The organism is Pantoea sp. BAV 3049 (assembly GCF_009765445.1).
Lineage (GTDB): Bacteria > Pseudomonadota > Gammaproteobacteria > Enterobacterales > Enterobacteriaceae > Erwinia.
In genome coordinates this window covers 2,098,237-2,121,544 of sequence record NZ_WHOY01000031.1, presented here as the reverse complement: position 1 = coordinate 2,121,544, position 23,308 = coordinate 2,098,237, and the positions used below count along the sequence as shown (strand labels likewise).

Genomic DNA, 23,308 nt, shown 5'->3' with positions numbered 1-23,308 from the left:
TTATTGCTTAAATCGGTGCCGCAAGGAAAATCTGATGAGTAAAAAACAGTCTTTAAGCGCCGAGGATGAAGCCCTGTTTCGTGGACTGATGACCGGCACCCGCAAGCTGACTCAGGACACTATCGTCCATAAGCCGGTGCGCAAAAAAATCACGGAAGTGCCACAAAAGCGTCTGCTTTCCGAGCAAATGGATGCCAGCCACTACTTTTCCGATGAATTCCAGCCGCTGCTGGCCGAAGAAGGGCCGGTGCGTTACGTACGCAGTGATGTCAGTCACTATGAGCTGAAGAAGTTACGTCGCGGCGACTATACGCCAGAAATTTTCCTGGATTTGCATGGCTTAACGCAGAAGCAGGCGAAGGATGAGCTGGGCGCGCTGATTGCTGCCTGCCGTCGTGAGCACATTTTTTGTGCCAGCGTGATGCACGGCCATGGCAAACATGTGCTGAAACAGCAAACGCCGCTGTGGCTGGCACAGCACCCTATGGTGATGGCTTTTCATCAGGCACCCAAGCTGTTCGGCGGCGATGCCGCGCTGCTGGTACTGATTGAAGTGGAAGAGTGGCTACCGCCGGAACTGCCTTAGGAGGATGGGCCGATATCTCCGGCCCGCTGAAGAACTACATTGCTTTTGCCAGCCTGGAAGGGCTGAACTGCCATTCAAGTTTACCGCTGGCGTTATCAGCATCATAGTCGACACTGGCAATGGCAGAGGTGGCGAACATCGGCGGCGCTTCCTGCGGGCAGAGTTCAGAGACCAGATAGCCCACCAGAGGCAGATGGGAAATCACCAGCACCGATTTAACCCCCTCTTTCGCCAGCACCTGCAGATAGCAGGCCACCAGCGAGGGATCGCCGCCCGGCGTCAGTTCAGGCAGAACGTCCTGCCCTTCCGGCAGCGTCAGTGCTTCACGCACCGTTGCCAGGGTTTGCTCAGCCCGCAGATAAGGACTGACCAGCACCCGCTCAATATCCACTGCCTGACCGTTAAGCCAGCTCGCCATCTGGCGTGATTCATCACAGCCGCAATGAGTCAGAGGTCTTACAGAATCACTGGCTGCATCTAAAGCCGCATCGCCGTGACGCATAATGAAAACTTGCATAATGCACCGCTGTTGTTAAACAAAAACGCCGGAAAAAACCGCTTTCCGACTCTTCATTCAGTGAATGAACGCTGTGTTGTACCCTAATGCCTTGAGTATAGTCAACCGATTGTTTACTAAATAACCGCTTTCCGGAACTGTGCAATTGCTCCCTTTTTTGAGGAAGAAATCTAACCCCCTGAATCGTCGTGGCTATTATGCAAACCCACCGATTTGTAAAAGGTTTCCTGGCCGGAGGCCATTTGTCTCAACCGCTCGCAGGGGGCAAAACGATCGCCCTGTGACTGCATCAGCCGCTCTAATGTATTCACTACCTGCTCCGCTCCCAGCTTGTCCATATAGCGGAACGGCCCGCCAAGGAACGGCGGAAAACCGATGCCAAACACCGCGCCAATATCGCCATCCCGAGCGGAACGGATAACCCCCTCGTCCAGCGTTCTTGCCGCCTCATTCAGCATCATCATCACGCAGCGCTGAGCAATATTATCTCCACTCAAATGACTTTTTGGTGTGAGGTTAAGCAGCTTGTAGAGACTTGCATCCACCTGTTTTTTTCTGCCGGGTTTTTTACGGTCGTATAAGTAGAAGCCCCGACCGTTTTTTCGGCCTTTGCGGTTGTCATTCAGCACCGCATCAAAGGCCTCCGGTGCGCGGAAACGGTCGCCCCAGGCTTGCTCCAGCACCGGCATAATGTGCGTGCCAACGTCGATACCCACCTCATCCAGCAGTTGAATCGGCCCGACCGGGAAACCAAAGTCCACCAGAGCCCGATCGATGGTCTCAATCGGTTCACCTTCCAGCAGGCAGCGCATCGCTTCATTTATGTAAGGCGCGAGAATGCGGTTGACATAAAACCCGGCCTTATCTGCCACCACGATCGGGGTTTTCCCCTGTTTCTTCGCCAGCGCCACCGTAGTGGCAATGGTCTCTGCGCTGGTGCGGTGGTGAGGAATCACCTCGACCAGCGGCATTTTGTCCGCCGGACTGAAGAAGTGCAGGCCGATAATGTTTTCAGGACGCTGCGCGTTGGCGGCAATATCACCTATCGGCAGCGAGGAAGTGTTAGAGGCGAAAATAGTCTGTTCCGGAGTATTGGCCTCCACTTCTGCGACCATTTTTTGCTTGAGAAACAGATCTTCAAATACCGCTTCAATCATCACATCGCGATGATGAAAACCCTGATAATCCGTTCCGCCGCCAATCAGCGCCATCTGCTGCTGTCTCTGGGCTGGCGTCATCCTGCGGCGCCGGACGTTCTTGCTCAGCAGATCCCAGCTGTATTTCAGCGCATGGTTGATCCCTTCCGCCTTGATATCTTTGATACGTACCGGCAGCTTGCCGCGCGTGGCGGTGACAAAGGCGATCCCGCCGCCCATCAGCCCTCCTCCCAGCACTCCAACGGATTTTATCTCTCGTGGATCGGCATCAGCCCCACGATCTTTCTTCATTTCAGTGGTAGCAAAGAAAATGCTGCGCAGCGCGGCAGACTGCGGCGTCATCGCCAGCTGCCCAAAGGCTTTGGCTTCTGCGGCATAGCCTGCGCTGCGGCCCTGCTGCAGACCGGTTTTCACCACAGACAGAATCTTTTGCGTGGCCGGATAGTTGCCACGGGTTTTGGCCTGCGTCTGTTTTGCCGCAATGGTGAAGAGCAACGCACGACCGGCAGGCGCGTTTAGCAGACGTTCTTTCAGCGGTAATGTCTTACGGGGTTTACGCCCCTTCAGCACCATTTTCACCGCGGTTTCAAGCAGGATAGCGTGCGGAACGGCGTCTTCCACCAGCCCGATTTTCAATGCCTGCTTAGCCCGCAGCGTTTTACCGGTGAGGATCATATCGAGCGCTGCAGAAGCACCAATCAGCCGCGGCAGGCGCTGGGTGCCGCCCGATCCTGGCAGCAGGCCCAGCTGGACTTCCGGCAGACCCAGACGGGTTTTGTCATCCAGCGTGCAGACCCGCTGATTACAGGCCAGCGCCAGCTCAAGGCCGCCACCCAGACAGGCACCGTGGATAGCGGCAACCACCGGCACGGAAAGCGAGGCGATCTCTGACATCACTTCCTGTCCCTGCCGCGCCAGCTCTTCCGCTTCCAGAGCCGAGGTGCAGGAGTCGATCATGGCAATATCCGCCCCGGCAATAAAGGAGTCTGGCTTGCCCGAAATAATCACCAGTCCGGCGAGGTTCGGGTTACGCCGCGCTTCAGCAATCACAGCCCTAATCTGCCCGGCAAACTCAGCCTTCAGCGTATTCATTTTTTCATCAGGGACATCAAGGGTGATTACCCCAACGTTATCCAGCCGCTGGCTGAGCGTAAATGCAGATAGCTTCTCCATTATTCGGCCTCCAGAACCATTGCCGCACCCAGTCCTCCCGCCGCGCAGGCGGTGACCAATCCCAGCCCGCCGCCACGGCGGCGCAGCTCGTTCAGCGTCTGAGTGATCATCCTTGCGCCAGTGGCAGCAAAAGGATGACCATAAGCGATTGAGCCGCCCAGCACGTTAAATTTCTCTTCATTGATTTCCCCCAGCGCGTGGGAACGGTTCAGCACTTCGCGGGCAAAACGCTCATCGGCAAACATCTTCATGTTCGCCAGCGTCTGGGCGGCAAAGGCTTCGTGCATGTCGATCAGCGTCAGGTCGTACAGGGTGATCCCGGCGCGATCCAGCGCCAGCGGGGAAGCATACGACGGCCCCAGCAACATATCCTGCCAGACATTAATCGCGGTAAAGGCGTAGCTACGCAGATAGCCCAGCGGCGCAATCCCCAGCTCTTTCGCCCGGGATTCAGTCATCAGTACTACGGCAGCCGCACCATCCGTTAATGGCGTACTGTTAGCGGCAGTGACCGTACCGTGCTTGCGGTCAAAGGCTGGACGCAGTTTAGCGTAATCCTGCAGGCTGGACTGCTCGCGAACATTGTTGTCTTTTTCCAGTGCGTTACGCCACGGCGGCACAAATGCGGTCATCACTTCCCCGGCCAGCTTGCCCTCTTCCCAGGCTCTGGCCGCCCGCTGATGAGAGCGATGTGCCAGCGCATCCTGTTGCTCTCGGGTGATGCCGTGGCTTTTCGCCATTTGCTCAGCCGTGTCGCCCATGCGCAGGCCGGTGGAGTATTCAGCCACGGCTGGCGGCACCGGCAGTAAGTCGCGCGGGCGCAGCTGGCTGAACAGTTTCATTTTCTGTGAGAAGGTTCTGGCCTTGCTGAGATCGACCAGCACGCGGCCCAGCGTTTTGCTAACGCCAATGGGTAAAACCGAAGAGGAGTCTGCACCACCAGCCATTCCGGCCTGAATGGTGCCCGCCAGCAGGCTTTCTGCCACATTCGCCACGGCCTGAAAGCTGGTCGCGCAGGCCCGGGATACGCTGTAAGCGTCAGTGTGCACGCTTAGACCGCTGCTGAGCACGATTTCCCGCGCAATGTTCGGCGCTTCCGGCATCTGCACCACCTGGCCGAATACCAGCTGTTCAATAACTTCCGGCGGGATTTCACTGCGTGCCAGCAGCTCACTGACCACCATCCTGCCCAGCTCCAGGGCGGGAATGCCGTGCAGCGCGGTCGCCTGGCGGGCAAAAGGGGTCCGTAAGCCATGGGTAATGGCGATGCGATCGCCCTGTCCGGTCTGCAAAGGTAACGCTTTGCGCATTCTTGTCACCAGTCATAAATCGGTAAACGGCATCATTGCCTGAAAGAGGTCTGACCTGTTCAGTGTTAACCAGATTTTTACATTTTGCACGGGAAGGAACAGAAAAATGCGAGAGCAAACACGCTTTGCGGAACAGTGAGTGGGAGGAACCCACTCACTGAGACTGATTGGGGATTAACGCAGGCCGAGCTGGAAAATCATAGTTTCAGCCTGGCAGCTGAAGGTGAAATCTGCTGTCAGCAACACGCCATCCGGCTGTTCGCTGAAGCGCGCGTTAATTTCGCAGGGTTCGGATTCAACCTGGCGGGCTTTCTCCGTCAGTCTGGTCAGCGATGCTTCCGCCTGCTGGCGGTCTGCGTAAAGTTGGCTCCAGGAAGCGGTACAGTCGGTGTTATCCATGATAGTACCGACATCCACACAGCAGCAGGCAGCGGTTTCATTTGCGCTGCATTTTTTAATGGCATGAGTCATGGGATCCTCCAGTTTGCCTGCGCAGGACGCGCCGACACTCAATTAATGACTCTCCACAGTTTACGCCGGAGCGATTTGCTTGTCCGGTAATCAGCTGAATAAGCCGCATTAAGTGACGAATATCACAGTTAAAATTGATCTGAAACAAGTTAGACTCAGCGCGGTGTCTTAGTATGCGCAGGTTTTTGTTAAGCAGATCTCTTTTTACGGATGATTTTAGAAATATTTATAAAACAATATTGCAACATCCTCACAGGTCAGACCTATACTGGGGCCACTGGTCTGATTTGTTCGCCGTATTTCAGCCCCTGAGCTCTTCGATCGCTTGTTACTTGATGTAACAGAGTTAATAAAAATCAGATTATGAGGTTGTGGTCATGAACCATAAAAACCTGTTTGCAAAGTCTGCACTCGCAGTGGCAGTGGCACTTGTTTCTTCGAACGTTTTCGCGGCTGGTTTTCAACTTAATGAATTTTCTGCCATTGGCTTAGGCCGTGCTTATTCCGGTGAAGGTGCAATGGGTGATACGGCAGCGTCTGCCAGCCGTAACCCGGCGACCATGGCCCTGATGGATCGCCCGATGTTCTCGGTTGGTGCCGTCTTTATCGATCCGGACGTCAGTATTGATGGCACCAGCTCTTCTGGTCAGAGTCTGAATGCCGATAATATTGCGCCAACACAGTGGGTGCCGAATATCCATTATGTTCAGCCCCTGAACGATCAGTGGTGGCTCGGCGCGTCCGCAACCTCGAATTATGGCCTGGCGACTGAATTTAATAATGATTACGCCGCCGGTCCTTATGCAGGCAAAACTGACCTGCAAACCGTGAACTTTAATTTGAGTACCGCTTACCGCCTTAATCAGCATTTCAGCTTCGGCGTGGGTTTTGATGCCGTTTATGCCCGTGCCAAGATTGAACGCTATGCCGGTGAATCTGGCCAGCAGCTGGGCATGCCTGCGGATACACAGATTGCTCACCTGAAAGGCGATGAGTGGGGCTACGGCTGGAACGCCGGGATCCTGTATGAAGTGGATAAAGATAACCGCTTCGGTTTCACCTACCGTTCCGAAGTGAAAGTCGACTTTGACGGTGACTACAAGAGCAGCATCCCGGGTTACATCAACCCGATTAACCAGGCGATGAACCTTGGCCTGCCTTACGGCACTGGCGGCTCAACCATCCCGGGTTCACTGACGCTGAACCTGCCTGAGATGTGGGAAGTGTCCGGCTATCATAAAGTGGCACCGCAATGGGCGGTTCACTACAGCCTGGCCTACACCAGCTGGAGCCAGTTCCAGGAGCTGAAAGCCACCGGCAGCAGCGGACAGACGCTGTTCTACAAGGATGAGAGCTACAAGGATGCCTACCGCATCGCGCTGGGTACCTCGTACTTCTACGACGATAACTGGACCTTCCGTGCCGGTATCGCCTTCGATGACAGCCCGGTTCCGGCTGACCAGCGTTCCATCTCCATCCCGGATCAGGATCGCCTGTGGCTGAGCACCGGTGCCTCATACGCATTTAACCAGGATGCTTCGGTCGACGTGGGGATCTCTTATATGCATGGCCAGCACGTGACTATTCAGGAAGGTCCTTACACCTTTAACTCTACCGGTAAAGCCTGGCTGTACGGCGCGAACTTTAACTACAAGTTCTGATACCGGTACAAAAAATGCAAAAGGCCTGTCAGATGACAGGCCTTTTTTTATCGATGCGGCGGTTAATTCGAATCGATATCGTTGAGATCGCCCTGGATTGCCGCGGCGTTCGGGTTCTCCTGCGGGATCAACTTGCCGTCGCTGGCAAGGAAGTCGTGACGCTGGAAATAAGCCGCGCGGACAAAGGCATAAGGATCGCCGGAGTTACGCAGCAGGGCATCGCTGTCCAGCAGCTGCGCACGGGTTTCCACCCCTTCCAGCGCCCATTTACCGGCCGTCATCCACCAGCTCAGCCAGCTCAGCGGCGCATACAGGTCATCCACCAGCCCGCCAACATCTTCACGCGGAGTGAAACTGCCGTAGCCCGGCAGTTCAACATAAGTACCGTAACCCACGCCGTAGTTGCCCAGCGTGCTGCCAAACCGGCGCGGCTCTTCTTTCGCCAGCTTCGGGTTTGCCATCCCTGCTACGTCAATAAAGCCGCCCATCCCCAGAATGGTGTTCAGGAAGAAGCGGTTAAAGTGGATCATCGCTTTGTAGGGTTTCCCCTCCACAAAGTAGTTGACCATGGTGGACGGTTCGCTGAGGTTGCCAAGGAAATTACTCAGCCCGGTACGGGCAGGGATTGGCACATAATCGCGCCAGGCAACCGCCACAGGGCGTACCACATAGGGATCCAACACGTTATAGTTAAAGTTGAACATTGAACGGTTGAAACCTTCAAGCGGATCGGACCTTCCCTGCGGCTGATCCGCCGTCTGCGAACTGGCACAGCCGATCAGCAGGACGCTGGCAAGCGTAACGCCCATCACGCGGTAGCTCATATCTGTCTCCCTGTAGTGAAGTATAAAACGCTTACGGCTGCTGTTGGTTAATCTCAACTGTCAGCGTCTGATGACCATCAAACGGCGTCACGGCACTCAGACCAAACCAGTCACCAGACTGCGGATTGGCGCTGCCGTCGCGCGAGATACGCACACGCACCTGAACCTGATGCTGCGCGGAGAGCAGGCGCTCAGGCATCATGGCATTACTGTCATCAAGCGTCAGCGATAAAGGAAAATGACTTAACGGCAGTTTTTTCACCGCCACCGGAACCGGTGAGGTGCCGTCAGCAACGGAAATATACAACACTCCGTCAGCCGGTAACATTTTTTCTGCCCCCGGAGCCAGCTGTACCGTCAATCCGAGATGGCTGTTCTGCTTGCCTGACTCCGTCTTTGCCTGTTCGATACTGCGCTGGATCATCACCGCGCGCCGATCGCCAGCAGGTAACAATTGTAACATCTTTTGCCAGGCGTCAATCGCCTGAGCGTAATGCTGTTGGCCAAAAGCATTAAATGCCAACAGGCTGAGCACCCGAAGATTATTGCCATCGGTTTGAAGCATCTGGTTGAGCATGATGCCTGCCTGGCGGTTATCTTCCGGATCCTGCGAGCGGGTCAGCACGTCGGCATAGCTGAGCTTCACTTCAGGATTGTTGGGTGCCAGCTGCATGGCATGCTGGAAAGCCTGGGTCGCGGTTGCCGCATTGTTCAGTACCATGCCAATACGGCCCAGCATCAGCCAGTCATTAACGTTCTGCGGGTCGTTCTGCAGTGAGGTGCGAATGCCCAGCCCCAGCCGCGCCAGCTCTTCCATAGTCAGCGGTTTGGCATTGGGATCCATCACCTGCGCGCGCAGGGCCGGAAGATCATTCTGCACCTGCTGCCAGGCCATCACCTGAGAAAAACCGCCGGTTTTGAAATAGAAGCCGAGGCTGACAAGAACAATCACTAAAACGCCAGGCAAAAGCACCCAGCGGCTGATGCTGTGCTCAACGCTTTGCTCTTCCTGCGGAATATCCAGCAACAGCGTTTGCTGCAGCTCGCGGATCATCTCCGGACGTTCGCCAACAACACCCTGCTCTTCATCCTGCTCCAGCTCCTGCAGACGCTGATGGTAGAAGGATTTATTTAGCGCATCGCGATCGGCTGCCACCGAACGCTGCCTGCGGCCACCGGCAATCAACAGCAGCGCGCATGAGGCCACCAGCAGTGCCAGGATGGTGAGCCAGAATCCACTCATGATCGCTTCCCGTTATTCTTTAACAGCGCGTCCAGCCGCGCCTGCTGCTCCGTGTCCAGATCGGACCCGGTGAGCTTACGTTTTCTGCTGCGCAGGATGATGACCAGCGCGCCGACAATGACAAACAGCGCCGGACCGGCCCAGAGGATCAGGGTGGAAGGCAGCACAGGCGGCTCGTAAGTCACAAAATTACCGTAACGCGCCACCATATAGGCTTTTACCTGATCCGGCGTCTGGCCACTCTGCAACAGCTCATAGACTTTAAGACGCATATCCCCGGCGATCATCGCATTGGAATCGGCAATGCTGTTGTTCTGGCACTTCGGACAGCGCAGCGATCCGGTCAGGTGACGGTACTGCTGCTCCTGATCCACCGAAGAAAATTTATAGGTATCAATATTGTCAGCCAGCGCACTGAAAGCGAGCAGCAGCGTGGCCAGCAAAATAAGGCAGCGTTTCAAGCTCCGGCCCCCTTGCTGTATTTATCCCACAACGGCTTCACTTCGCTGTTCCACACCTGATCATTCATATCACCGGCGTGGCGATAGCGAATAATCCCTTTGCCATCGATCAGGAAGGTTTCCGGTGCGCCGTAAACGCCCAGATCCAGCCCCAGCATACCGTCACCATCATACAGGCTCAGCGCATAAGGATTTCCCAGCGTATTCAGCCAGTTGATGGCTTTACCCCGATCGTCCTTATAGTTCAGGCCGACTACCCGTACGCCTTTCGTCGCCAGAGTATTAAGGTACTGATGCTCCGCGCGGCAGGTCGGGCACCAGGTCGCCCAGACGTTCAGCAAAATGGGCTTGCCATCGGTCAGCACCGACTGGTCGTAGATTTTGCCGGGCTGATCGAGCGATTCCAGCTTAAAGACCGGAACTGGTTTGCCCACCAGGACGGATTCCAGCAGCGTGGGATCGTCGCCGTTTGCGTTGCGCGTCAGCTGCCACATCAGCGCAGCCGCCAGCAGCAGAAACAGTACCAGCGGGATATAAAGGATTTTTTTATTCATGATGCCCATTCCTTTTGCGCTTTCTTGCGTGAGCGGTAACGCGGGTCAAACAGACAGAAGATGCCGCCCACTGCCATAAAGACGCCACCGAACCAGATCCAGCGCACAAAAGGTTTGTAGTAAATACGCACGGCCCAGGAGTCCCCTTCCAGCTGTTCTCCCAGCGCCGCATAGAGATCGCGGGTGAAGCCGCCATTGATGGCCGCTTCGGTCATCATGGTGTGCGCCACGCTGTAATAGCGTTTTTCCGCATGCAGCGTGGCTTCATGTTTGCCATTGCGCGTGACGTCAATAATTCCCACGCCGCCGGTGTAGTTCGGCCCCTGCAGGTTATGCACATCACGGAAGATGAAGTGATAGTTCTGAATATCCACCGTATCGCCCGGTCGCATGCGCACATCGCGTTCCACGCTGTAATTCTGGCTGAAGGCAATGCCGATCACCGTCACAGCAACACCCAGATGGCCCAGCACCATACCCCAGTGGCTGCGCGACAGATGGCGCAGCCCGGTGAAGAAATTGTGCCGATGCGTGGCGCGCTCGTGCAGCTCCATCAGCGTCAGGAAAATCACCCAGATCGACATCAGCAAACCGACCACGGTCATCGCTTCGATACGGTCCTGCATCAGCCATGGCAGCGCGATGGACAGCACCAGCGTGCCCACCAGCGCCACGCCCAGACGTTTCCACAGCTTCTGCGGTTCATCACGACGCCAGCGCACCAGAGGCCCGATTCCCAGCATCAGCGCCAGCGGTGCCATCAGCCAGGTGAACAGCGTATTAAAGAACGGCTCGCCGATGGAGATACTGCCCAGGCCAAGCTGTTTATGCACCAGCGGCAGCAGCGTCCCCAGCAGCACCACCAGCATGGCGGCAATCAGCAGAACGTTGTTACCCAACAGGAAGGACTCACGCGACCAGATTTCATTTTGCACCCGGCTGCGGACCTTGCTGCCTTTTACGGCGTACAGCAGCAGCGAGCTGCCAATAACAATCACCAGGAAGGCGAGGATAAACATGCCGCGCGAGGGATCGGAAGCAAATGAATGCACTGAAACCAACACGCCGGAACGCACCAGGAAGGTGCCCAGCAGGCTGAGCGAAAATGCGGTAATCGCCAGCAATACCGTCCAGGCTTTGAAGGTGCCACGCTTTTCGGTTACCGCCAGGGAGTGGATCAGCGCAGTGCCCGCCAGCCATGGCATAAAGGAGGCGTTCTCTACCGGATCCCAGAACCACCAGCCGCCCCAGCCCAGCTCATAATAAGCCCAGGCAGAACCCAGCACGATACCGATAGTCAGGAAGATCCACGCCGCGGTAGTCCACGGGCGGGACCAGCGTGCCCAGGCGGTATCCAGTCGTCCCGCCATCAGCGAAGCGATAGCAAAGGCAAAGGCCACTGAGAAGCCGACATAGCCCATATACAGCAGGGGCGGATGGAAGATCAGGCCGATATCCTGCAGCATCGGATTCAGATCGCTGCCGTCAATCGGCAAGTCCGGTAGCGAGCGGGTAAACGGATTGGAGGTGAGGGTGATAAACAGCAGGAAGCCAAGGTTAATCATCCCCATCACCGCCAGTACGCGGGCAATGGCGTCCCGCGGCATCCCGCGGCTGAACAACGCCACGGCCAGCGTCCAGGTACTGAGCAGCAACAGCCACAATAGCAGAGAACCCTCATGCGCTCCCCAGGTGGCTGCGATGCGATAGTAAACGGGCAGCAACGTGTTGGAGTTGGTTGCCACATAGGCCACGCTGAAATCGTTAACCACAAACGCATGCACCAGCACGATAAAAGCCCCAAGAATACAGGCAAACAGCGCATAGCTCAGCGGACGTGCCAGTCCCATCAGCCGCGGGTCCTGACGCGCGGCACCCCACAGTGGGTAAATACTGAGCAGGAGTGACAGCGCAAGAGCCAGGCACAGCAGGAAACTGCCTATCTCCGGCATCATGACTGGCCTCCCTGGGGAGAAGTCTGGTAAGCCGACTGCGGCCCCTTATGATTTTGCTTCATCGCATCCTCAATTTCCGGCGGCGTATATTTTTCGTCATGTTTCGCCAGCACTTCTTTGGCGTTGACCAGGTTACCGTCCTCAAGCACCCCCTGCGCCACCACGCCCTGCCCTTCACGGAACAGATCGGGCAGGATGCCGAGATAGCTGACGCTGATTACGCCGTTGGCGTCATACAATTTAAAAGAGACCTGCAGCGTGTTTGGGTCACGTTTAACGCTGCCGGGCATCACCATGCCGCCGACGCGCAGGCGCTGGCCCGGCTCCGGTTTTTCATGGTTTTCGCCCTTGCCGTTCAGAATTTCACTGGGTGTGTAGAAAAGGTCGATGTTGGAACGCAGCGCATACATCACCAAAGAAGTGGCCAGCCCGAGGCCAACTAACACCGCTATCACCAGCATCAGGCGATTTTTACGACGGGTATTCACTGTAACTCTCCTGTCTTACTCGCCACTTTTTTTGTTTTTGCCGCACGGATGCGACGCTCCCGCGACTGACGCTGGCGAATTTCGCCGAGCAGCCGCTGGCGCTGGATAACGGTGTGCAGCACCAGGCCGCCGAGGGCTATCAGCGTGCAGGCCACGGCCAGCCAGACGTAAAAGGCGTAACCGCCCATGGCGAAGAAGGCCTGCCAGGATGAGAAGGCTGGTGTCATGCTTTACGCTCCCCTTTTGCTGCCATGTCGGCCACCCACGGGCGATGGCGTTCAGTGAACAGGATCAGGTTGCGCAGGCGCATCAGCGTCAGCGAGATAAAAACCAGCAGGTAGCCGAGAATCGACCAGCGCAGCGGTGAGCGCATGCTCGGGTCAATGGCCTGCTGCAGCATGCCGGAGGAGCCCTGATGAAGCGTGTTCCACCACTGCACCGAATAGTGGATGATCGGCAGGTTGACCACCCCCACCAGGATCAGGATCCCTGCCGCGCGACCGGCCATGCGGCGGTCATCGAACGCGCTGTAGAGCGCGATCACGCCCATATACAGGAACAGCAGCACCAGCTCGGAAGTGAGGCGCGCATCCCAGATCCACCAGGTTCCCCACATTGGTTTACCCCAGGCGGACCCGGTGACCAGCGCAATAAAGGTGAACACTGCGCCAACCGGAGCCATTGCAGCAGCGGCCAGATCGGCGGTTTTCCACTGCCAGACCAGGCCGGTGAATGCGGCTATCGCCATTGAAGCGTATATCCCCATTGACCACATTGCCGCCGGAACATGGATATACATGATGCGATAACTGTTGCCCTGCTGATAATCGGCCGGGGCGAAACCAAATCCCCAAACCCAGCCCAGCAGCAGCGTCGCGATGCCTGACACCGCAAACCAGGGCACCAGCTGACCGCATATCCGGTACAGCCGATCGGGCTTGCCCAGTTGGTGTAACCATTTCCACATTATTATTTTGCTCACATAAATAAAGAAAAAGCGTTCTGGTGTTTTTTATCAGTATTTTGTTAATGCACGCTGACGCGCAGCGCCGCTGCGGTCGCGAAAGGCGCAAGGGTGGCACTGCCCACCAGCATCGCGCCCAGAATGGCCAGATAGCCGTCAATCGGTAATCCCATGCCCGCCGCATCTATCGCCGCACTGGCAAAAATCAGCACCGGCACCGCCAGCGGCAGAACCAGCAAACTCAGTAACACGCCGCCCCGTCGCAGCCCTACCGTCAGCCCTACCCCGATAGAGCCGAGAAAACTCAGCGTGGGCGTACCTAATAACAGCGTTAACGCAATGGCGCGCCAGCTGGCGAAATCCAGTGAAAGCAGCAGCGCAGCCAGCGGAGAAAGCAGCAGCAGCGGCAAACCGGTCACCACCCAGTGGGCAGCGACTTTACCCAACACTGTTATCGGCAGCGGCGTGGGTAACAGCAGCAGTTGTTCCAGCGAACCGTCAAGAAAATCGTCGCGAAAAAGCCGTTCCAGCGCCAGCAGTGAAGAGAGCAGCGCAGCCACCCAGACAATCCCCGGAGCAATTCGGGCCAGTAATTTTGGCTCAGGCCCAATGCCTAACGGAAACAGAGTGATGACGATCAGGAAAAACCACAAAGGGTTAATAATTTCCGAACCACTTCGAAAAGCAATACGTAATTCGCGCATCAGGACACGCCAGAGCATCAGACTACCTCCGAAGAGGTCAGGCGAAGTTTGCGAACTGTGCGCTCAGCGGAAGGTAATTCCTGATGAGTGGTCAGGATTACCGCGCCACCGTTATCGGCATGGCGGTTAAAAAGCGCCATCAGCTTTTCCACGCCGGATTTATCAATCGCCGTCAGCGGTTCATCGAGGATCCACAGCGGCGAATCACTTAACCATAACCTCGCCAGCGCCACTCTTCGCTGTTGCCCGGCGGAAAGCTGAGCCACAGCAACGTCTTCAAAACCGGTTAAATCCACTTCTTCCAGCGCCTGCCACAGAGCCTCCTCATCATGCCTGGCATGGAAAAAATGCAGATTTTCTCTGGCGGTTAATACCGCTTTCACACCCGGCTGATGCCCCAGATACAACAGCGCCGCATGGTACGTTTCGCGCTGCTGCCGGATTGGCTGCTGTTGCCACAGTATCTCACCCTGTTCGGCGTGACTCAGGCCTGCGAGGATGCGCAGCAGTGAGGTTTTCCCTGCCCCGTTCGCCCCTTCAATCTGGACAATATCGCCCGCTGAAACGGTAAAACTGAGTTCGCTGAACAGCGTTCGTTCATCACGGACACAGGTCAGATTGTTGGCTTCCAGCATCGGATCAGGGTCACACTTGTTAATGATGGGTGAAATAGTACCACAGGAAATCAGTTCATCGCAGCCCGCAGGCATACCGTAACTGCTTCAGTTGTCTGCATTATGCCGATCGATTGCAGAGATGGCTGCAAAAAAGCCACCTCAGTTAAAGGTTTGTTACCTTAATTCTGAAACTTACTTACATTTCCGAAATCCTGAAACCCGCTACGCTTAAGGTGCTAATGACCGCTGGGGTTAAAGGAGCAGCATATGAATAACAAAAATGATCAAGTCGAAGTTGATAGCAAAGAAAGTGAACAAGGTGAAGAAATTGAGATAAATGAGGAGTCTCTGCCCTCCCGCGCAGCGGCCGTTCATGAGCATATTCGTCAGGAGGGTGAGAAAGAGCTGGAAAGGGACGGACTGGCCCTGTTGTTCTCCGCCATTGCGGCTGGCTTGTCGATGGGGGCTTCGCTGATGGCGAAAGGCATCTTTCAGGTCAACCTGGAGGGCGTCCCCGGCGCCTTCCTGCTGGAAAACCTCGGCTATACCTTTGGTTTTATTATCGTAATCATGGCCCGCCAGCAGCTGTTCACTGAGAATACCGTCACCGCGGTTTTACCGATCATGCATAAACCGACCGGCAGCAATATGCTGTTGCTGCTTCGCCTGTGGGGCATTGTGCTGGGCGGTAACCTGATCGGCACAGCGCTGGCTTCTCTCGCGTTTACCCATATGCCGATTTTCGACGATGCCACGCGGGAAGCCTTTGTCGGCATCAGTCAGAAAGTGATGGAACATACACCAGCCGAGATGTTTGCCAATGCGGTAGTGTCCGGCTGGATCATCGCGACCATGGTGTGGATGTTCCCTTCCGCCGGTGCGGCGAAAATCTGGATAATCATCCTGATGACGTGGCTGGTTGCGTTGGGTGATCTGGCGCATATCGTGGTGGGGTCGGTTGAAATTCTCTACCTGGTGTTTAACGGTGTCATCAGCTGGCATGAGTTTCTCTGGCCTTTCGCCCTGCCTACGCTGGCGGGCAATATCATCGGCGGAACGTTCATCTTTGCGCTGATTAGTCACGCGCAGATCCGCAATGATATGAGTAATAAGGCAAAAGCTGAGGCAAAAGCTGAGGCAAAAGCTAAAGCGAAAAAGGAGTAGGAACAGGCGAATAAGGGAGATAAGCAGCAGAACGCCGTTCAGGTTGCAGGTTGCAGGTTGCAGGTTGCAGGTTGCAGGTTGCAGGTTGCAGGTTGCAGGTTGCAGGTTGCAGCAGAATAGTGATCTGGCGGTTAGTGTGGCAACTGGCGTAAGTGATAATCGCGTCAGTTGCCAATACGCTTAGCTGAACAGGTTAAATGTACTGACGTAATAAGTACCGGCAAACGCCACATAACCCAGCCAGACTATGGTGATCACTGTAAGTGACAGTTTCAGGGACATACTCTTACTCCTTCAGGAATTATGCCAATCAAAAAACTTGATTTACGTTGCCTTACACTAGCCCTCAGTTTTTATACGGATATTGATCCAGCGCAAGTATCACGAAAAAGGACGTTTTTGCCGGCGGGGTTTAGCAGCAAAAGACAAGCTGCGCCGGGGGAGAGGAAAGAGGAAACTGAGTGGAAATTGATGACAAAACCAGCAGTCAAGCAGGTAAGTGCTTAATCTGTGGCTGGAAACGCGCTATACTGCCCGCGCTGTCTCCTTAGTTAAATGGATATAACGAGCCCCTCCTAAGGGCTAGTTGCAGGTTCGATTCCTGCAGGGGACACCATCTGACGGTTCGCAACCCTCCGCTATAGTTCGCAAAACACCAGCAAATCTAATACTCCTGAAAATATATCGTTCGCCATAGTTCGCATTAGTTCATTGACAGCCGCCCTCTTCGGCGGGTAAAAAACGAGTAAATAATTTTACCCACCGGAATTTTACCCATGCTGACCATAAAGCAGATCGACGCGGCCAAACCAAAGGAAAAACCATATCGCCTGCTGGACAGTAACGGACTGTACCTCTTCGTTCCGGTGTCAGGTAAGAAAGTCTGGCAGTTACGCTACAAGATTGAAGGGAAGGAAAAAGTTCTTACCGTAGGGAAATACCCTCTGATGTCTCTCCAGGAAGCAAGGGATAAGGCATGGTTGGCAAGAAAGGATGTTTCTACTGGCGTTGATCCGGTGAAAGCGAAAAAAAATTCGGTTAAAGATAACTCCTTCGGGGCTATCTATCAGGAGTGGTACGAGCATAAAAAGCAGGTTTGGTCTGCTGCCTATGCAGACGAGCTATCACGCATGTTCAGGGATGACATATTGCCAATGATTGGCGGTCTGGAAATCAATGAAATCGAACCGATGAAGATACTTGAGGTGATCAGAAGGTTTGAAGAACGCGGCGCAATGGAAAGGGCCAATAAGGCTAGGCGGCGCTGCGGGGAGGTTTTCAGATATGCCATTGTCACCGGGAGGGCCAAATATAATCCGGCTCCAGATCTGGCTGATGCAATGAAAGGATACAGAAAGAAGAACTACCCTTTCCTGCCTGCAGATCAGATACCAGCTTTCAACAGTGCTTTGGCTGGTTACTCTGGCAGTATCGTTTCTCGTATAGCGACACAGGTTCTGCAATATACAGCGTTGCGCACGAAAGAATTACGGTCCATGCAATGGGCGAACATCGACTTTGCAACCAGGACGATCACCATTGCCGCGGAAGTGATGAAAGGACGTCGCATTCATATTGTGCCAATGTCGGATCAGGTAATTGCGCTTCTCGAAACACTTCGCCCTATCACATCGTCAATTTCAGATTTTGTATTCGCTGGCCGAAACGACAAGAAGAAGCCTATAAGCGAAAATGCTGTTCTGCTTGTTATACGGCAGATCGGCTATGAAGGACTTGCCAGCGGTCATGGATTCCGGCACCAGTTCAGCACGATCATGAACGAGCACGAATGGCCTCATGATGCTATTGAGCGCCAGCTGGCGCACACTGACAGTGGCTCCATCCGTGGAATTTATAATCATGCGCAGTATCTAGAAAAGCGACGCGAAATGATGCAGTGGTGGGCTGACTGGATTGATGAGAAGGTCGGCTAAATAATCGGCCTGCTGTCTTCATGCAGCGGCCGTATCTTGAACATCACCGCACCCAGGGTGATCACCTCTTCCAGCACACTCCCCTCCAGGGAATCGCCGTCACTGGTGATTAACGACCTGCCCATCATCTTGCCCAGCCCACACTCACCCCACAGCTCATACAGGAACTCCTCTCCGCGCACGGGTGCCACCGCCCGGTCAATAACGTAGATGTCGCCATCATGCTCATAAAGCAGCGATGTGGGACTGATGCGGCATATCGCGTTCAGGTTCGGACGTTCTTCAGTGTAGTCCGTCGCAGGACTTGGAAACCCCATATCAACCTCCCCTTTGTACTCTGCCCATGTTCATCAGGAAAAACTCTTTGTCACCGCCCGGGTGCTCTGCATAGAGCCGGAAACTAAGTTGGTAGCGACCTATCCACTCTGCCGCTTCCTGCAGCGTCCAATGATGGTTGAACGATGCCAGTTCACGCACGAAGTCAGAGGCACGCACAGTCTGGCCGCGCGGAGTTCCGTAACATATGGCGCTGCTGAACGCTGAGTAAATTTCGTATCGTCTTGCCATAACTCACCTCAAATCACTGTATGCACATACAGTATTATTGATCGGCGTGGGCTATCAAGGGGAGATTTGAGAGGTTGGTGTCAAGGGGTTGATCGAGGGGGATATTTAGTTAGGTGATCTTCTGTTCTGGTCGTAGATGCGTGCGTGACAAGGCACTTTCGCAGGGGAGTTGTTAATTTTGTTTATGCTTACAGAAAACGCATGTATCATTAACACTTCTTTACACGAATTTCTGTTAGTGATCGCTTTAATTTCGCAAGGATTGAAATGTCTGATCATAAAATAAGCAGCCTTGATGGATTGCGAGGAATCGCAGCAATTACTGTTATATTTTCCCATATCACAGTGATGTTTTATCCCTATCTTCACGCCGGATTAACAGCTAACCCAAACCCTAGCAATGCTGCCAAAATATTATTCAATAGCCCTTTTACCTTTTTCTATAAAGGTACATCTGCAGTTATGCTATTTTTTGTCATGAGTGGCTTTGTACTCTCTTACTCAATCATAAGGAAAGGGTTCTCGCCGGACTTTTTAAAAACAGCCGTTATCAGACGATACCTTAGACTTAACATACCAGTTATCGCATCTATATTTATCTGCTTAATATTAGTAAAGTTAGGCTCTTTTCGCGCAACAGAATTTGGAATAAAACTTACGCTCTCATGGGCTTATACGTCAGACAAGGGTATTCTTGAGGCATTAAAGCAGGCAATATATGGCTCAATAATATTAGGCAAGGGAACTTTTAACTATGTTTTATGGACGATAAATATAGAATTCTTTGGTTCTCTATTGGTTTATTTTCTTATTGTCTTTTTGGGGCATAATATATTCTTGTTAAGAATGGCTTGTCTTGCCATATCTGCATGTACACTTACAAATTCGGTGCCATTTGTATGGGGGATGGGTCTTTTCCCTGCCGGGGTTTTGCTTGCCACATTCAACGTCAAGTCCAATGGTTCTCTTGTTAGCATTATTATATCAGCATTTACACTACTTATCGGACTGTACTTATACGGTTTCAATAGTGAGAGTTCGTCATATCATTACATAAATATGTATTTGGATTATCTGAATAACAATGGATTTGATATACCCAAAGGATTTATTGTCAGCATCATTGGTGTTATCATGGTTATATCCTGCTTTTGCATTAATGCCAGCGTATTCCGCCTGCTTGAAAGTAGCTTATGTCGTTGGCTGGGTAAAATTTCCTATTCAGTATACCTCACTCACACACTTGTGCTCGCTATTTTTGCGCCCTATGTTATACATTACTTTGGGTTGGGTTTTTCTGCGATTTTACTATGCGCTACTATTGTCATCCCTGTTACTGTTCTGGCGTCTTGGGCTTTTTGTGAGGCATTTGATGTTACGGCAATCAATAACAGCAAAAAGATCGCCATACTGATTAATGATTTCTGTGAATCCAAAAAAGAACGCAATAATATTTCTTAATACCTTTTCAATAAGCGCCCTACTGCATGGGCGCTTAATTTAATCACATGGATTTTTCTTTTATTCTTTCCAGTCTACTCCGCAAGAACAGGTGCTACAAACTCTCCACCAGTATAGGTAAAGCCTGGGCCGACAATAACTCCTTCATTAATAATTATTGCCTGAAAGCCATTATCTTTTCCATAATCATAATCTGGATCTTTCTTCGCATCCCACAGGATAACGTTATCTACCAGCCCATCCTTATTAACAATCGCATACGCACTCATCAAGCATACTCCCATACCATGACGACGCCGCCCGCACCGGCACCACCAGAATAATATGCTGAAGGGGAATTACTACTGGAGGCACCACTGCCACCCGATCCATACCCTGTGCCAATTTTCCCTGAGCTATTCCAGTTTGCATAGCCATTCCCGCCAGCACCAAACACAGAATTTCCTCCTGGTGGCACTGCAATCAGACCTCCAACGCAGATAACGGAACCACTGCTATCTCCCTGCCTGTTAATGATATTACCTCCCGTCGCGGTGCCTCCATAGGTGCCGGTTATCGTGAAAGCTGCCGATTGAGGTGATTGAGCGATAGAACCGTTGCCGCCATTTGCAGTGATAAAACTACCAAATCTTGAAGATCCTCCAGTCGAGCCACCAGAAGGCGCGCCATTACCGGCAGCGCCTCCAGCTCCTACTGTAACCGCTACAGTCGTTATATTGTTGTCAGCTATATTCAGAAGCGACATCGCATAACCTCCAGCGGTGCCGCTTCCGCCTGCAGAATATGTTGATGAAGACGTAGATCCTGCACCGCCACCTCCACCTCCCGCCCCCTGCACTTCAACGACTATCATTTTTGTGCCGTCCGTTGGCGTGTAGTTTCCGCTGGCTGTAAAAGTCTTTGGTTGGCCAAGCAGTCGACCGTTTAATTTCGATAAAAGCGATCCATATGTTAAAGATTTCTCATTTCCGCTCTGGTGTAACAGAAATAAATCGCCATCGCTAAGTTCTCCCGCTGCGGGCAAGTCCTGAATATATGTAACCTGAATTTCATCTGCCATTATTTAGCCTCCAAAGCCGCTATACGAGCATATAAATCATGAAGAATATAATTAAGGTGATTAGCAGCAAGTACATCACCCTTTTGTACTGTGCCGTCTGAATTCTTTACTGGAGGTTTAAATCCTGCAGAAAATATTTCATCAGGTGGCCTTACCCTGTTTGATTGACCGTCTGGATATGTTACGTCTGTATCAGAAAAAGAAGAATCAGCCATATGTCCCCGCTAAATATACGCCCCTGTCCAGCACGTCGCCGGAAGGGATTGAGCCATTTATTCCAATAGCCTGGTTTTCTGCGCCATTATATCCCAGCGCCGCGCCAGTTCCGTTTATACCCACAGCGAAGTAAATCGTTCTTGCCTGCAACCCGGTAAGATTTTCTTCACCAACCGGGGAGGTGTCGTTAACGCCAAGATATTTCATTCCGTTTACGCCAATCGCACCATCGCCATTAACGCCAACGATAGTCGCTTTGTCTGTAATCCCTCCAAAAAGGAAGGATTCACCAGCACCCCTCGAAAACGTATGAGAGGTTGATACTCCAGAAGCTGCGTATATATCGAGTTGCGTTGAGAAATCGACGGGTATTGTCACGTCATCACGGATGTGCAGGCTGTAAGCTGCGCAGAATCTGTCTATGATCCGCATGTTTGATGATGATGTTATATAGTTTGCTGCCAGATAGATATCACCCGGCGTTCCGCTTGCGGAGTTAAGAGCTCTCTGCATGAGGATTTCTCGCAGATAGTCGTCATCGTTCATTCCGTCACGGCTTACACTTGCATATTCTCCAAATCTTTCTAATTCAACTCCCTTTGCGTTGTATATATTTTCTGTTTCGTAAATATACTTAGCGAGATTGTCTATCCGTTGGTGTAGAACCCCCATTGCTATAAAAACATCAACTGGCTGCTGAGTTTTCCTGAGATAGCTGGTCGGCCTTCTGGCTATTGCGCCTGAAAAATCATAATCAACAAAATCAGACACCAGTCACCTCCACCCTATCAGGTGTGACAGAAGCAAAGCCACCGTAAGGAATTTCGATATTATCTTCTGAGAAGTTCGTTCCATCCTGACTGGCCGTAACTTCAATTCTTCCAAGTCCGGTAGTTTTGCTGTAGATGTAACCGTACATTCGTTGAGTTATGACATCATCGCCAAGGGACAGGGTTGAGAAATAATTAACCACACCTTCTTTGATAAGCGTTATAACGGCGTCAGGAAGCACCTCCTCATCGTCGAGTAGCGTCACATTAACTCTGACATAAATATCTTCTTCTTCAGGTCTCGAAAAACTCACCGACTGAATATTGTTAAATATGTCCTTTACGGAAAGTGTGATCGCTCCATATGTGCCTATTGCGGTCGCTTTATAAGTCCAGATGGCGTTAGCAACATCCTGCTCCAGCCCGCCGCTAACAATGCAATGAATGGATTTGGCCGGGATGTTGTTTACCGTAGACATTGTGTCATTTTCAATCACTCGGGCAATCGTAACCCCGCTCACTGCCAGCAGTCTGTTTGAGATTGCTGATTGCGTGGCCGCGCCCTGCACGCTACCCCTTGAGTTCTTTAATCTCAGGCGGTAGTTGTAATCACTTTCTCGTTCTGAACCAGTTGAACCATCGACAAGGTTGTTGACGCCAGTCCATCCGGTAATTGCGCTGACAGGAGTGTTTAACCCTCCGGCTGGGACAGTGATGCTTCCGGCTTCTGAGGCCGTAAATGATGCTGGTGATCCGATAGTCACCCACTGCAGTCCGGCATTAATGGAAACCGGATAGCCCTGGATGAGGTTTTCAGACGTCAGATAAACACGAGAACCATTGGCTGTTGATGTGAACTGATCGCTTCCTTCAATCAGCTGTGAAAGAGCTGCAGCTATATCAGCTTGCGCGTCGCCATCTTGCTTTGTGTATGTATAGTCAACACCAGCAGCGCGGACTGTATATGCGGACTGAGTGTTATTAAGTACCTGAAACACACCATCAACTAACGATGCACGGCTTATCGTGGCTGCAGATGCCAGCGTAAACTGGTAATTGCCAAATGAAGCCAGCGATCCGGCAGGAACTTGTGTTGATTCCGAACCATAAACAACAGCGTTAACCTGCGTGCTTGTTTTCCCTTCCCTCTCAATTCCGAACCATGATCCGATTGCATCAAGAGCCATCCCTGTAGCGGATGACAGGAAGCGGGAGTTCCAGAGGTGCTCCAGTGCTTCAAAGTGAACAGAGTTCGCCTCGGCCTCGACGCCTATCCACTGCCCTGTAGTGCTGTCTGCCTCACGGTTAACCGGGCCAACAACACCCTCCAGAGAATCGCCAATCTCCTGTACACAATCAGCCAGCGTTGGTTTATCAAGGCCCGTATCGGTAATGTATGCGTCTGCCATGTTTTCTCCAGGCAATAAAAAAGGCCGCCTGTTGGCGACCTC

At 52.9% G+C, this 23,308-nt stretch carries 26 protein-coding genes and 1 tRNA gene; 6 read left to right on the top strand and 21 right to left on the bottom strand.

What is annotated here, in order from left to right:
* Positions 1–34 precede the first annotated feature (34 nt).
* Complete coding sequence (gene smrB, locus GSQ70_RS10795) at positions 35–586, top strand: endonuclease SmrB (protein ID WP_158782535.1); 552 nt, start codon at positions 35–37, stop codon at positions 584–586.
* 34 nt (positions 587–620) lie between these two features.
* Here smrB and sixA read toward each other — a convergent pair whose 3' ends face one another.
* From sixA to GSQ70_RS10775, 4 genes are all read right to left on the bottom strand, one after another.
* A complete protein-coding gene (sixA, locus tag GSQ70_RS10790; protein ID WP_158782534.1) occupies positions 621–1,103 on the bottom strand; it encodes a phosphohistidine phosphatase SixA in 483 nt (160 codons plus the stop codon).
* A gap of 170 nt (positions 1,104–1,273) precedes the next feature.
* Positions 1,274–3,433 carry a fatty acid oxidation complex subunit alpha FadJ gene (fadJ, locus tag GSQ70_RS10785; RefSeq protein ID WP_158782533.1) on the bottom strand — a complete coding sequence of 720 codons (2,160 nt, stop codon included), beginning with the start codon at positions 3,431–3,433 and terminating at the stop codon, positions 1,274–1,276.
* Complete coding sequence (gene fadI, locus GSQ70_RS10780) at positions 3,433–4,743, bottom strand: acetyl-CoA C-acyltransferase FadI (RefSeq protein ID WP_158782532.1); 1,311 nt, start codon at positions 4,741–4,743, stop codon at positions 3,433–3,435. Before fadI ends, fadJ begins: the two co-directional genes overlap by 1 nt.
* A 174-nt stretch (positions 4,744–4,917) precedes the next feature.
* Positions 4,918–5,214: a YfcZ/YiiS family protein gene (locus GSQ70_RS10775; RefSeq protein ID WP_158782531.1), complete on the bottom strand. Its 297-nt coding sequence runs from the start codon at positions 5,212–5,214 to the stop codon at positions 4,918–4,920.
* A gap of 377 nt (positions 5,215–5,591) precedes the next feature.
* On the opposite strand from GSQ70_RS10775, the gene fadL reads away from it, so the two are divergent.
* Entirely contained in the window at positions 5,592–6,875 is a 1,284-nt protein-coding gene (gene fadL / locus GSQ70_RS10770; protein WP_158782530.1) for a long-chain fatty acid transporter FadL, read from the top strand.
* A 62-nt stretch (positions 6,876–6,937) separates the two neighbouring features.
* Here fadL and mlaA read toward each other — a convergent pair whose 3' ends face one another.
* From mlaA to ccmA, 10 genes are read right to left on the bottom strand one after another with little or no spacing between them, the layout of a single operon-like run.
* Positions 6,938–7,699: a phospholipid-binding lipoprotein MlaA gene (gene mlaA, locus GSQ70_RS10765; RefSeq protein ID WP_158782529.1), complete on the bottom strand. Its 762-nt coding sequence runs from the start codon at positions 7,697–7,699 to the stop codon at positions 6,938–6,940.
* Positions 7,700–7,730: 31 nt separating this feature from the next.
* A complete protein-coding gene (ccmI, locus tag GSQ70_RS10760) occupies positions 7,731–8,942 on the bottom strand; it encodes a c-type cytochrome biogenesis protein CcmI (RefSeq protein WP_158782528.1) in 1,212 nt (403 codons plus the stop codon).
* Positions 8,939–9,403: a cytochrome c-type biogenesis protein gene (locus tag GSQ70_RS10755; RefSeq protein ID WP_158782527.1), complete on the bottom strand. Its 465-nt coding sequence runs from the start codon at positions 9,401–9,403 to the stop codon at positions 8,939–8,941. Before GSQ70_RS10755 ends, ccmI begins: the two co-directional genes overlap by 4 nt.
* Positions 9,400–9,957, bottom strand: a complete 558-nt coding sequence (locus tag GSQ70_RS10750; RefSeq protein WP_158782526.1) for a DsbE family thiol:disulfide interchange protein — start codon at positions 9,955–9,957, stop codon at positions 9,400–9,402. The genes GSQ70_RS10755 and GSQ70_RS10750 overlap by 4 nt, the downstream gene beginning before the upstream one ends.
* Positions 9,954–11,912 carry a heme lyase CcmF/NrfE family subunit gene (locus GSQ70_RS10745; protein ID WP_158782525.1) on the bottom strand — a complete coding sequence of 653 codons (1,959 nt, stop codon included), beginning with the start codon at positions 11,910–11,912 and terminating at the stop codon, positions 9,954–9,956. The genes GSQ70_RS10750 and GSQ70_RS10745 overlap by 4 nt, the downstream gene beginning before the upstream one ends.
* Positions 11,909–12,400 (bottom strand): cytochrome c maturation protein CcmE, encoded by a 492-nt coding sequence (gene ccmE, locus GSQ70_RS10740; protein ID WP_158782524.1) that lies wholly within the window; start codon positions 12,398–12,400, stop codon positions 11,909–11,911. The genes GSQ70_RS10745 and ccmE overlap by 4 nt, the downstream gene beginning before the upstream one ends.
* On the bottom strand, positions 12,397–12,627 hold the full coding sequence (gene ccmD / locus GSQ70_RS10735; RefSeq protein ID WP_158782523.1) for a heme exporter protein CcmD: 231 nt from the start codon (positions 12,625–12,627) through the stop codon (positions 12,397–12,399). The genes ccmE and ccmD overlap by 4 nt, the downstream gene beginning before the upstream one ends.
* Entirely contained in the window at positions 12,624–13,367 is a 744-nt protein-coding gene (locus GSQ70_RS10730) for a heme ABC transporter permease (protein WP_158782522.1), read from the bottom strand. The genes ccmD and GSQ70_RS10730 overlap by 4 nt, the downstream gene beginning before the upstream one ends.
* 59 nt (positions 13,368–13,426) lie before the next feature.
* A complete protein-coding gene (ccmB, locus tag GSQ70_RS10725; protein WP_158782521.1) occupies positions 13,427–14,086 on the bottom strand; it encodes a heme exporter protein CcmB in 660 nt (219 codons plus the stop codon).
* Positions 14,086–14,703 (bottom strand): cytochrome c biogenesis heme-transporting ATPase CcmA, encoded by a 618-nt coding sequence (ccmA, locus tag GSQ70_RS10720; RefSeq protein ID WP_158785282.1) that lies wholly within the window; start codon positions 14,701–14,703, stop codon positions 14,086–14,088. Before ccmA ends, ccmB begins: the two co-directional genes overlap by 1 nt.
* Positions 14,704–14,952: 249 nt before the next feature.
* On the opposite strand from ccmA, the gene GSQ70_RS10715 reads away from it, so the two are divergent.
* The 3 genes from GSQ70_RS10715 to GSQ70_RS10705 all read left to right on the top strand — a co-directional run bounded on the left by GSQ70_RS10715 (position 14,953) and on the right by GSQ70_RS10705 (position 17,783).
* Positions 14,953–15,849 carry a formate/nitrite transporter family protein gene (locus GSQ70_RS10715; protein WP_158782520.1) on the top strand — a complete coding sequence of 299 codons (897 nt, stop codon included), beginning with the start codon at positions 14,953–14,955 and terminating at the stop codon, positions 15,847–15,849.
* Positions 15,850–16,390: 541 nt separating this feature from the next.
* Positions 16,391–16,465, top strand: a tRNA-Arg gene (locus tag GSQ70_RS10710).
* Between the two features lie 160 nt (positions 16,466–16,625).
* On the top strand, positions 16,626–17,783 hold the full coding sequence (locus GSQ70_RS10705; RefSeq protein ID WP_158782519.1) for a tyrosine-type recombinase/integrase: 1,158 nt from the start codon (positions 16,626–16,628) through the stop codon (positions 17,781–17,783).
* Here the strand turns inward: GSQ70_RS10705 and GSQ70_RS10700 are convergent.
* Entirely contained in the window at positions 17,780–18,100 is a 321-nt protein-coding gene (locus GSQ70_RS10700; RefSeq protein ID WP_158782518.1) for a hypothetical protein, read from the bottom strand. The two genes, GSQ70_RS10705 and GSQ70_RS10700, sit on opposite strands and share 4 nt — an antisense overlap.
* Position 18,101: 1 nt before the next feature.
* Positions 18,102–18,350 (bottom strand): DNA polymerase V, encoded by a 249-nt coding sequence (locus tag GSQ70_RS10695; RefSeq protein WP_158782517.1) that lies wholly within the window; start codon positions 18,348–18,350, stop codon positions 18,102–18,104.
* A 267-nt stretch (positions 18,351–18,617) separates the two neighbouring features.
* Between GSQ70_RS10695 and GSQ70_RS10690 the strand changes: the two genes are divergently transcribed.
* Entirely contained in the window at positions 18,618–19,811 is a 1,194-nt protein-coding gene (locus GSQ70_RS10690) for an acyltransferase (protein WP_158782516.1), read from the top strand.
* Between the two features lie 74 nt (positions 19,812–19,885).
* Here the strand turns inward: GSQ70_RS10690 and GSQ70_RS10685 are convergent, their stop codons facing one another.
* Genes GSQ70_RS10685 through GSQ70_RS10665 form a run of 5 tightly spaced genes read right to left on the bottom strand, consistent with a single transcriptional unit; the run spans position 19,886 to position 23,266 of the window.
* The gene (locus tag GSQ70_RS10685) at positions 19,886–20,080 is read right to left on the bottom strand and encodes a hypothetical protein (protein ID WP_158782515.1); all 195 of its coding nucleotides are present in this window, start codon (positions 20,078–20,080) and stop codon (positions 19,886–19,888) included.
* Positions 20,080–20,871, bottom strand: a complete 792-nt coding sequence (locus GSQ70_RS10680) for a phage tail protein (RefSeq protein ID WP_158782514.1) — start codon at positions 20,869–20,871, stop codon at positions 20,080–20,082. The genes GSQ70_RS10685 and GSQ70_RS10680 overlap by 1 nt, the downstream gene beginning before the upstream one ends.
* Entirely contained in the window at positions 20,871–21,086 is a 216-nt protein-coding gene (locus GSQ70_RS10675) for a phosphoglycolate phosphatase (protein WP_158782513.1), read from the bottom strand. Before GSQ70_RS10675 ends, GSQ70_RS10680 begins: the two co-directional genes overlap by 1 nt.
* Positions 21,079–21,858 carry a hypothetical protein gene (locus tag GSQ70_RS10670; protein ID WP_158782512.1) on the bottom strand — a complete coding sequence of 260 codons (780 nt, stop codon included), beginning with the start codon at positions 21,856–21,858 and terminating at the stop codon, positions 21,079–21,081. The genes GSQ70_RS10675 and GSQ70_RS10670 overlap by 8 nt, the downstream gene beginning before the upstream one ends.
* A complete protein-coding gene (locus GSQ70_RS10665) occupies positions 21,851–23,266 on the bottom strand; it encodes a baseplate J/gp47 family protein (protein ID WP_158782511.1) in 1,416 nt (471 codons plus the stop codon). The genes GSQ70_RS10670 and GSQ70_RS10665 overlap by 8 nt, the downstream gene beginning before the upstream one ends.
* Positions 23,267–23,308: the final 42 nt, after the last annotated feature.

Excerpts from the sequence above, each read along its gene's own strand:
- smrB (WP_158782535.1), top strand. The coding sequence starts at position 35 with ATGAGTAAAAAACAGTCTTTAAGCGCCGAGGATGAAGCCCTGTTTCGT.
- sixA (WP_158782534.1), bottom strand. The coding sequence starts at position 1,103 with ATGCAAGTTTTCATTATGCGTCACGGCGATGCGGCTTTAGATGCAGCC.
- fadJ (WP_158782533.1), bottom strand. The coding sequence starts at position 3,433 with ATGGAGAAGCTATCTGCATTTACGCTCAGCCAGCGGCTGGATAACGTT.
- fadI (WP_158782532.1), bottom strand. The coding sequence starts at position 4,743 with ATGCGCAAAGCGTTACCTTTGCAGACCGGACAGGGCGATCGCATCGCC.
- GSQ70_RS10775 (WP_158782531.1), bottom strand. The coding sequence starts at position 5,214 with ATGACTCATGCCATTAAAAAATGCAGCGCAAATGAAACCGCTGCCTGC.
- fadL (WP_158782530.1), top strand. The coding sequence starts at position 5,592 with ATGAACCATAAAAACCTGTTTGCAAAGTCTGCACTCGCAGTGGCAGTG.
- mlaA (WP_158782529.1), bottom strand. The coding sequence starts at position 7,699 with ATGAGCTACCGCGTGATGGGCGTTACGCTTGCCAGCGTCCTGCTGATC.
- ccmI (WP_158782528.1), bottom strand. The coding sequence starts at position 8,942 with ATGAGTGGATTCTGGCTCACCATCCTGGCACTGCTGGTGGCCTCATGC.
- GSQ70_RS10750 (WP_158782526.1), bottom strand. The coding sequence starts at position 9,957 with ATGAATAAAAAAATCCTTTATATCCCGCTGGTACTGTTTCTGCTGCTG.
- GSQ70_RS10745 (WP_158782525.1), bottom strand. The coding sequence starts at position 11,912 with ATGATGCCGGAGATAGGCAGTTTCCTGCTGTGCCTGGCTCTTGCGCTG.
- ccmD (WP_158782523.1), bottom strand. The coding sequence starts at position 12,627 with ATGACACCAGCCTTCTCATCCTGGCAGGCCTTCTTCGCCATGGGCGGT.
- GSQ70_RS10730 (WP_158782522.1), bottom strand. The coding sequence starts at position 13,367 with ATGTGGAAATGGTTACACCAACTGGGCAAGCCCGATCGGCTGTACCGG.
- ccmB (WP_158782521.1), bottom strand. The coding sequence starts at position 14,086 with ATGCTCTGGCGTGTCCTGATGCGCGAATTACGTATTGCTTTTCGAAGT.
- ccmA (WP_158785282.1), bottom strand. The coding sequence starts at position 14,703 with ATGCTGGAAGCCAACAATCTGACCTGTGTCCGTGATGAACGAACGCTG.
- GSQ70_RS10715 (WP_158782520.1), top strand. The coding sequence starts at position 14,953 with ATGAATAACAAAAATGATCAAGTCGAAGTTGATAGCAAAGAAAGTGAA.
- GSQ70_RS10705 (WP_158782519.1), top strand. The coding sequence starts at position 16,626 with ATGCTGACCATAAAGCAGATCGACGCGGCCAAACCAAAGGAAAAACCA.
- GSQ70_RS10700 (WP_158782518.1), bottom strand. The coding sequence starts at position 18,100 with ATGGGGTTTCCAAGTCCTGCGACGGACTACACTGAAGAACGTCCGAAC.
- GSQ70_RS10695 (WP_158782517.1), bottom strand. The coding sequence starts at position 18,350 with ATGGCAAGACGATACGAAATTTACTCAGCGTTCAGCAGCGCCATATGT.
- GSQ70_RS10690 (WP_158782516.1), top strand. The coding sequence starts at position 18,618 with ATGTCTGATCATAAAATAAGCAGCCTTGATGGATTGCGAGGAATCGCA.
- GSQ70_RS10685 (WP_158782515.1), bottom strand. The coding sequence starts at position 20,080 with ATGAGTGCGTATGCGATTGTTAATAAGGATGGGCTGGTAGATAACGTT.
- GSQ70_RS10680 (WP_158782514.1), bottom strand. The coding sequence starts at position 20,871 with ATGGCAGATGAAATTCAGGTTACATATATTCAGGACTTGCCCGCAGCG.
- GSQ70_RS10675 (WP_158782513.1), bottom strand. The coding sequence starts at position 21,086 with ATGGCTGATTCTTCTTTTTCTGATACAGACGTAACATATCCAGACGGT.
- GSQ70_RS10665 (WP_158782511.1), bottom strand. The coding sequence starts at position 23,266 with ATGGCAGACGCATACATTACCGATACGGGCCTTGATAAACCAACGCTG.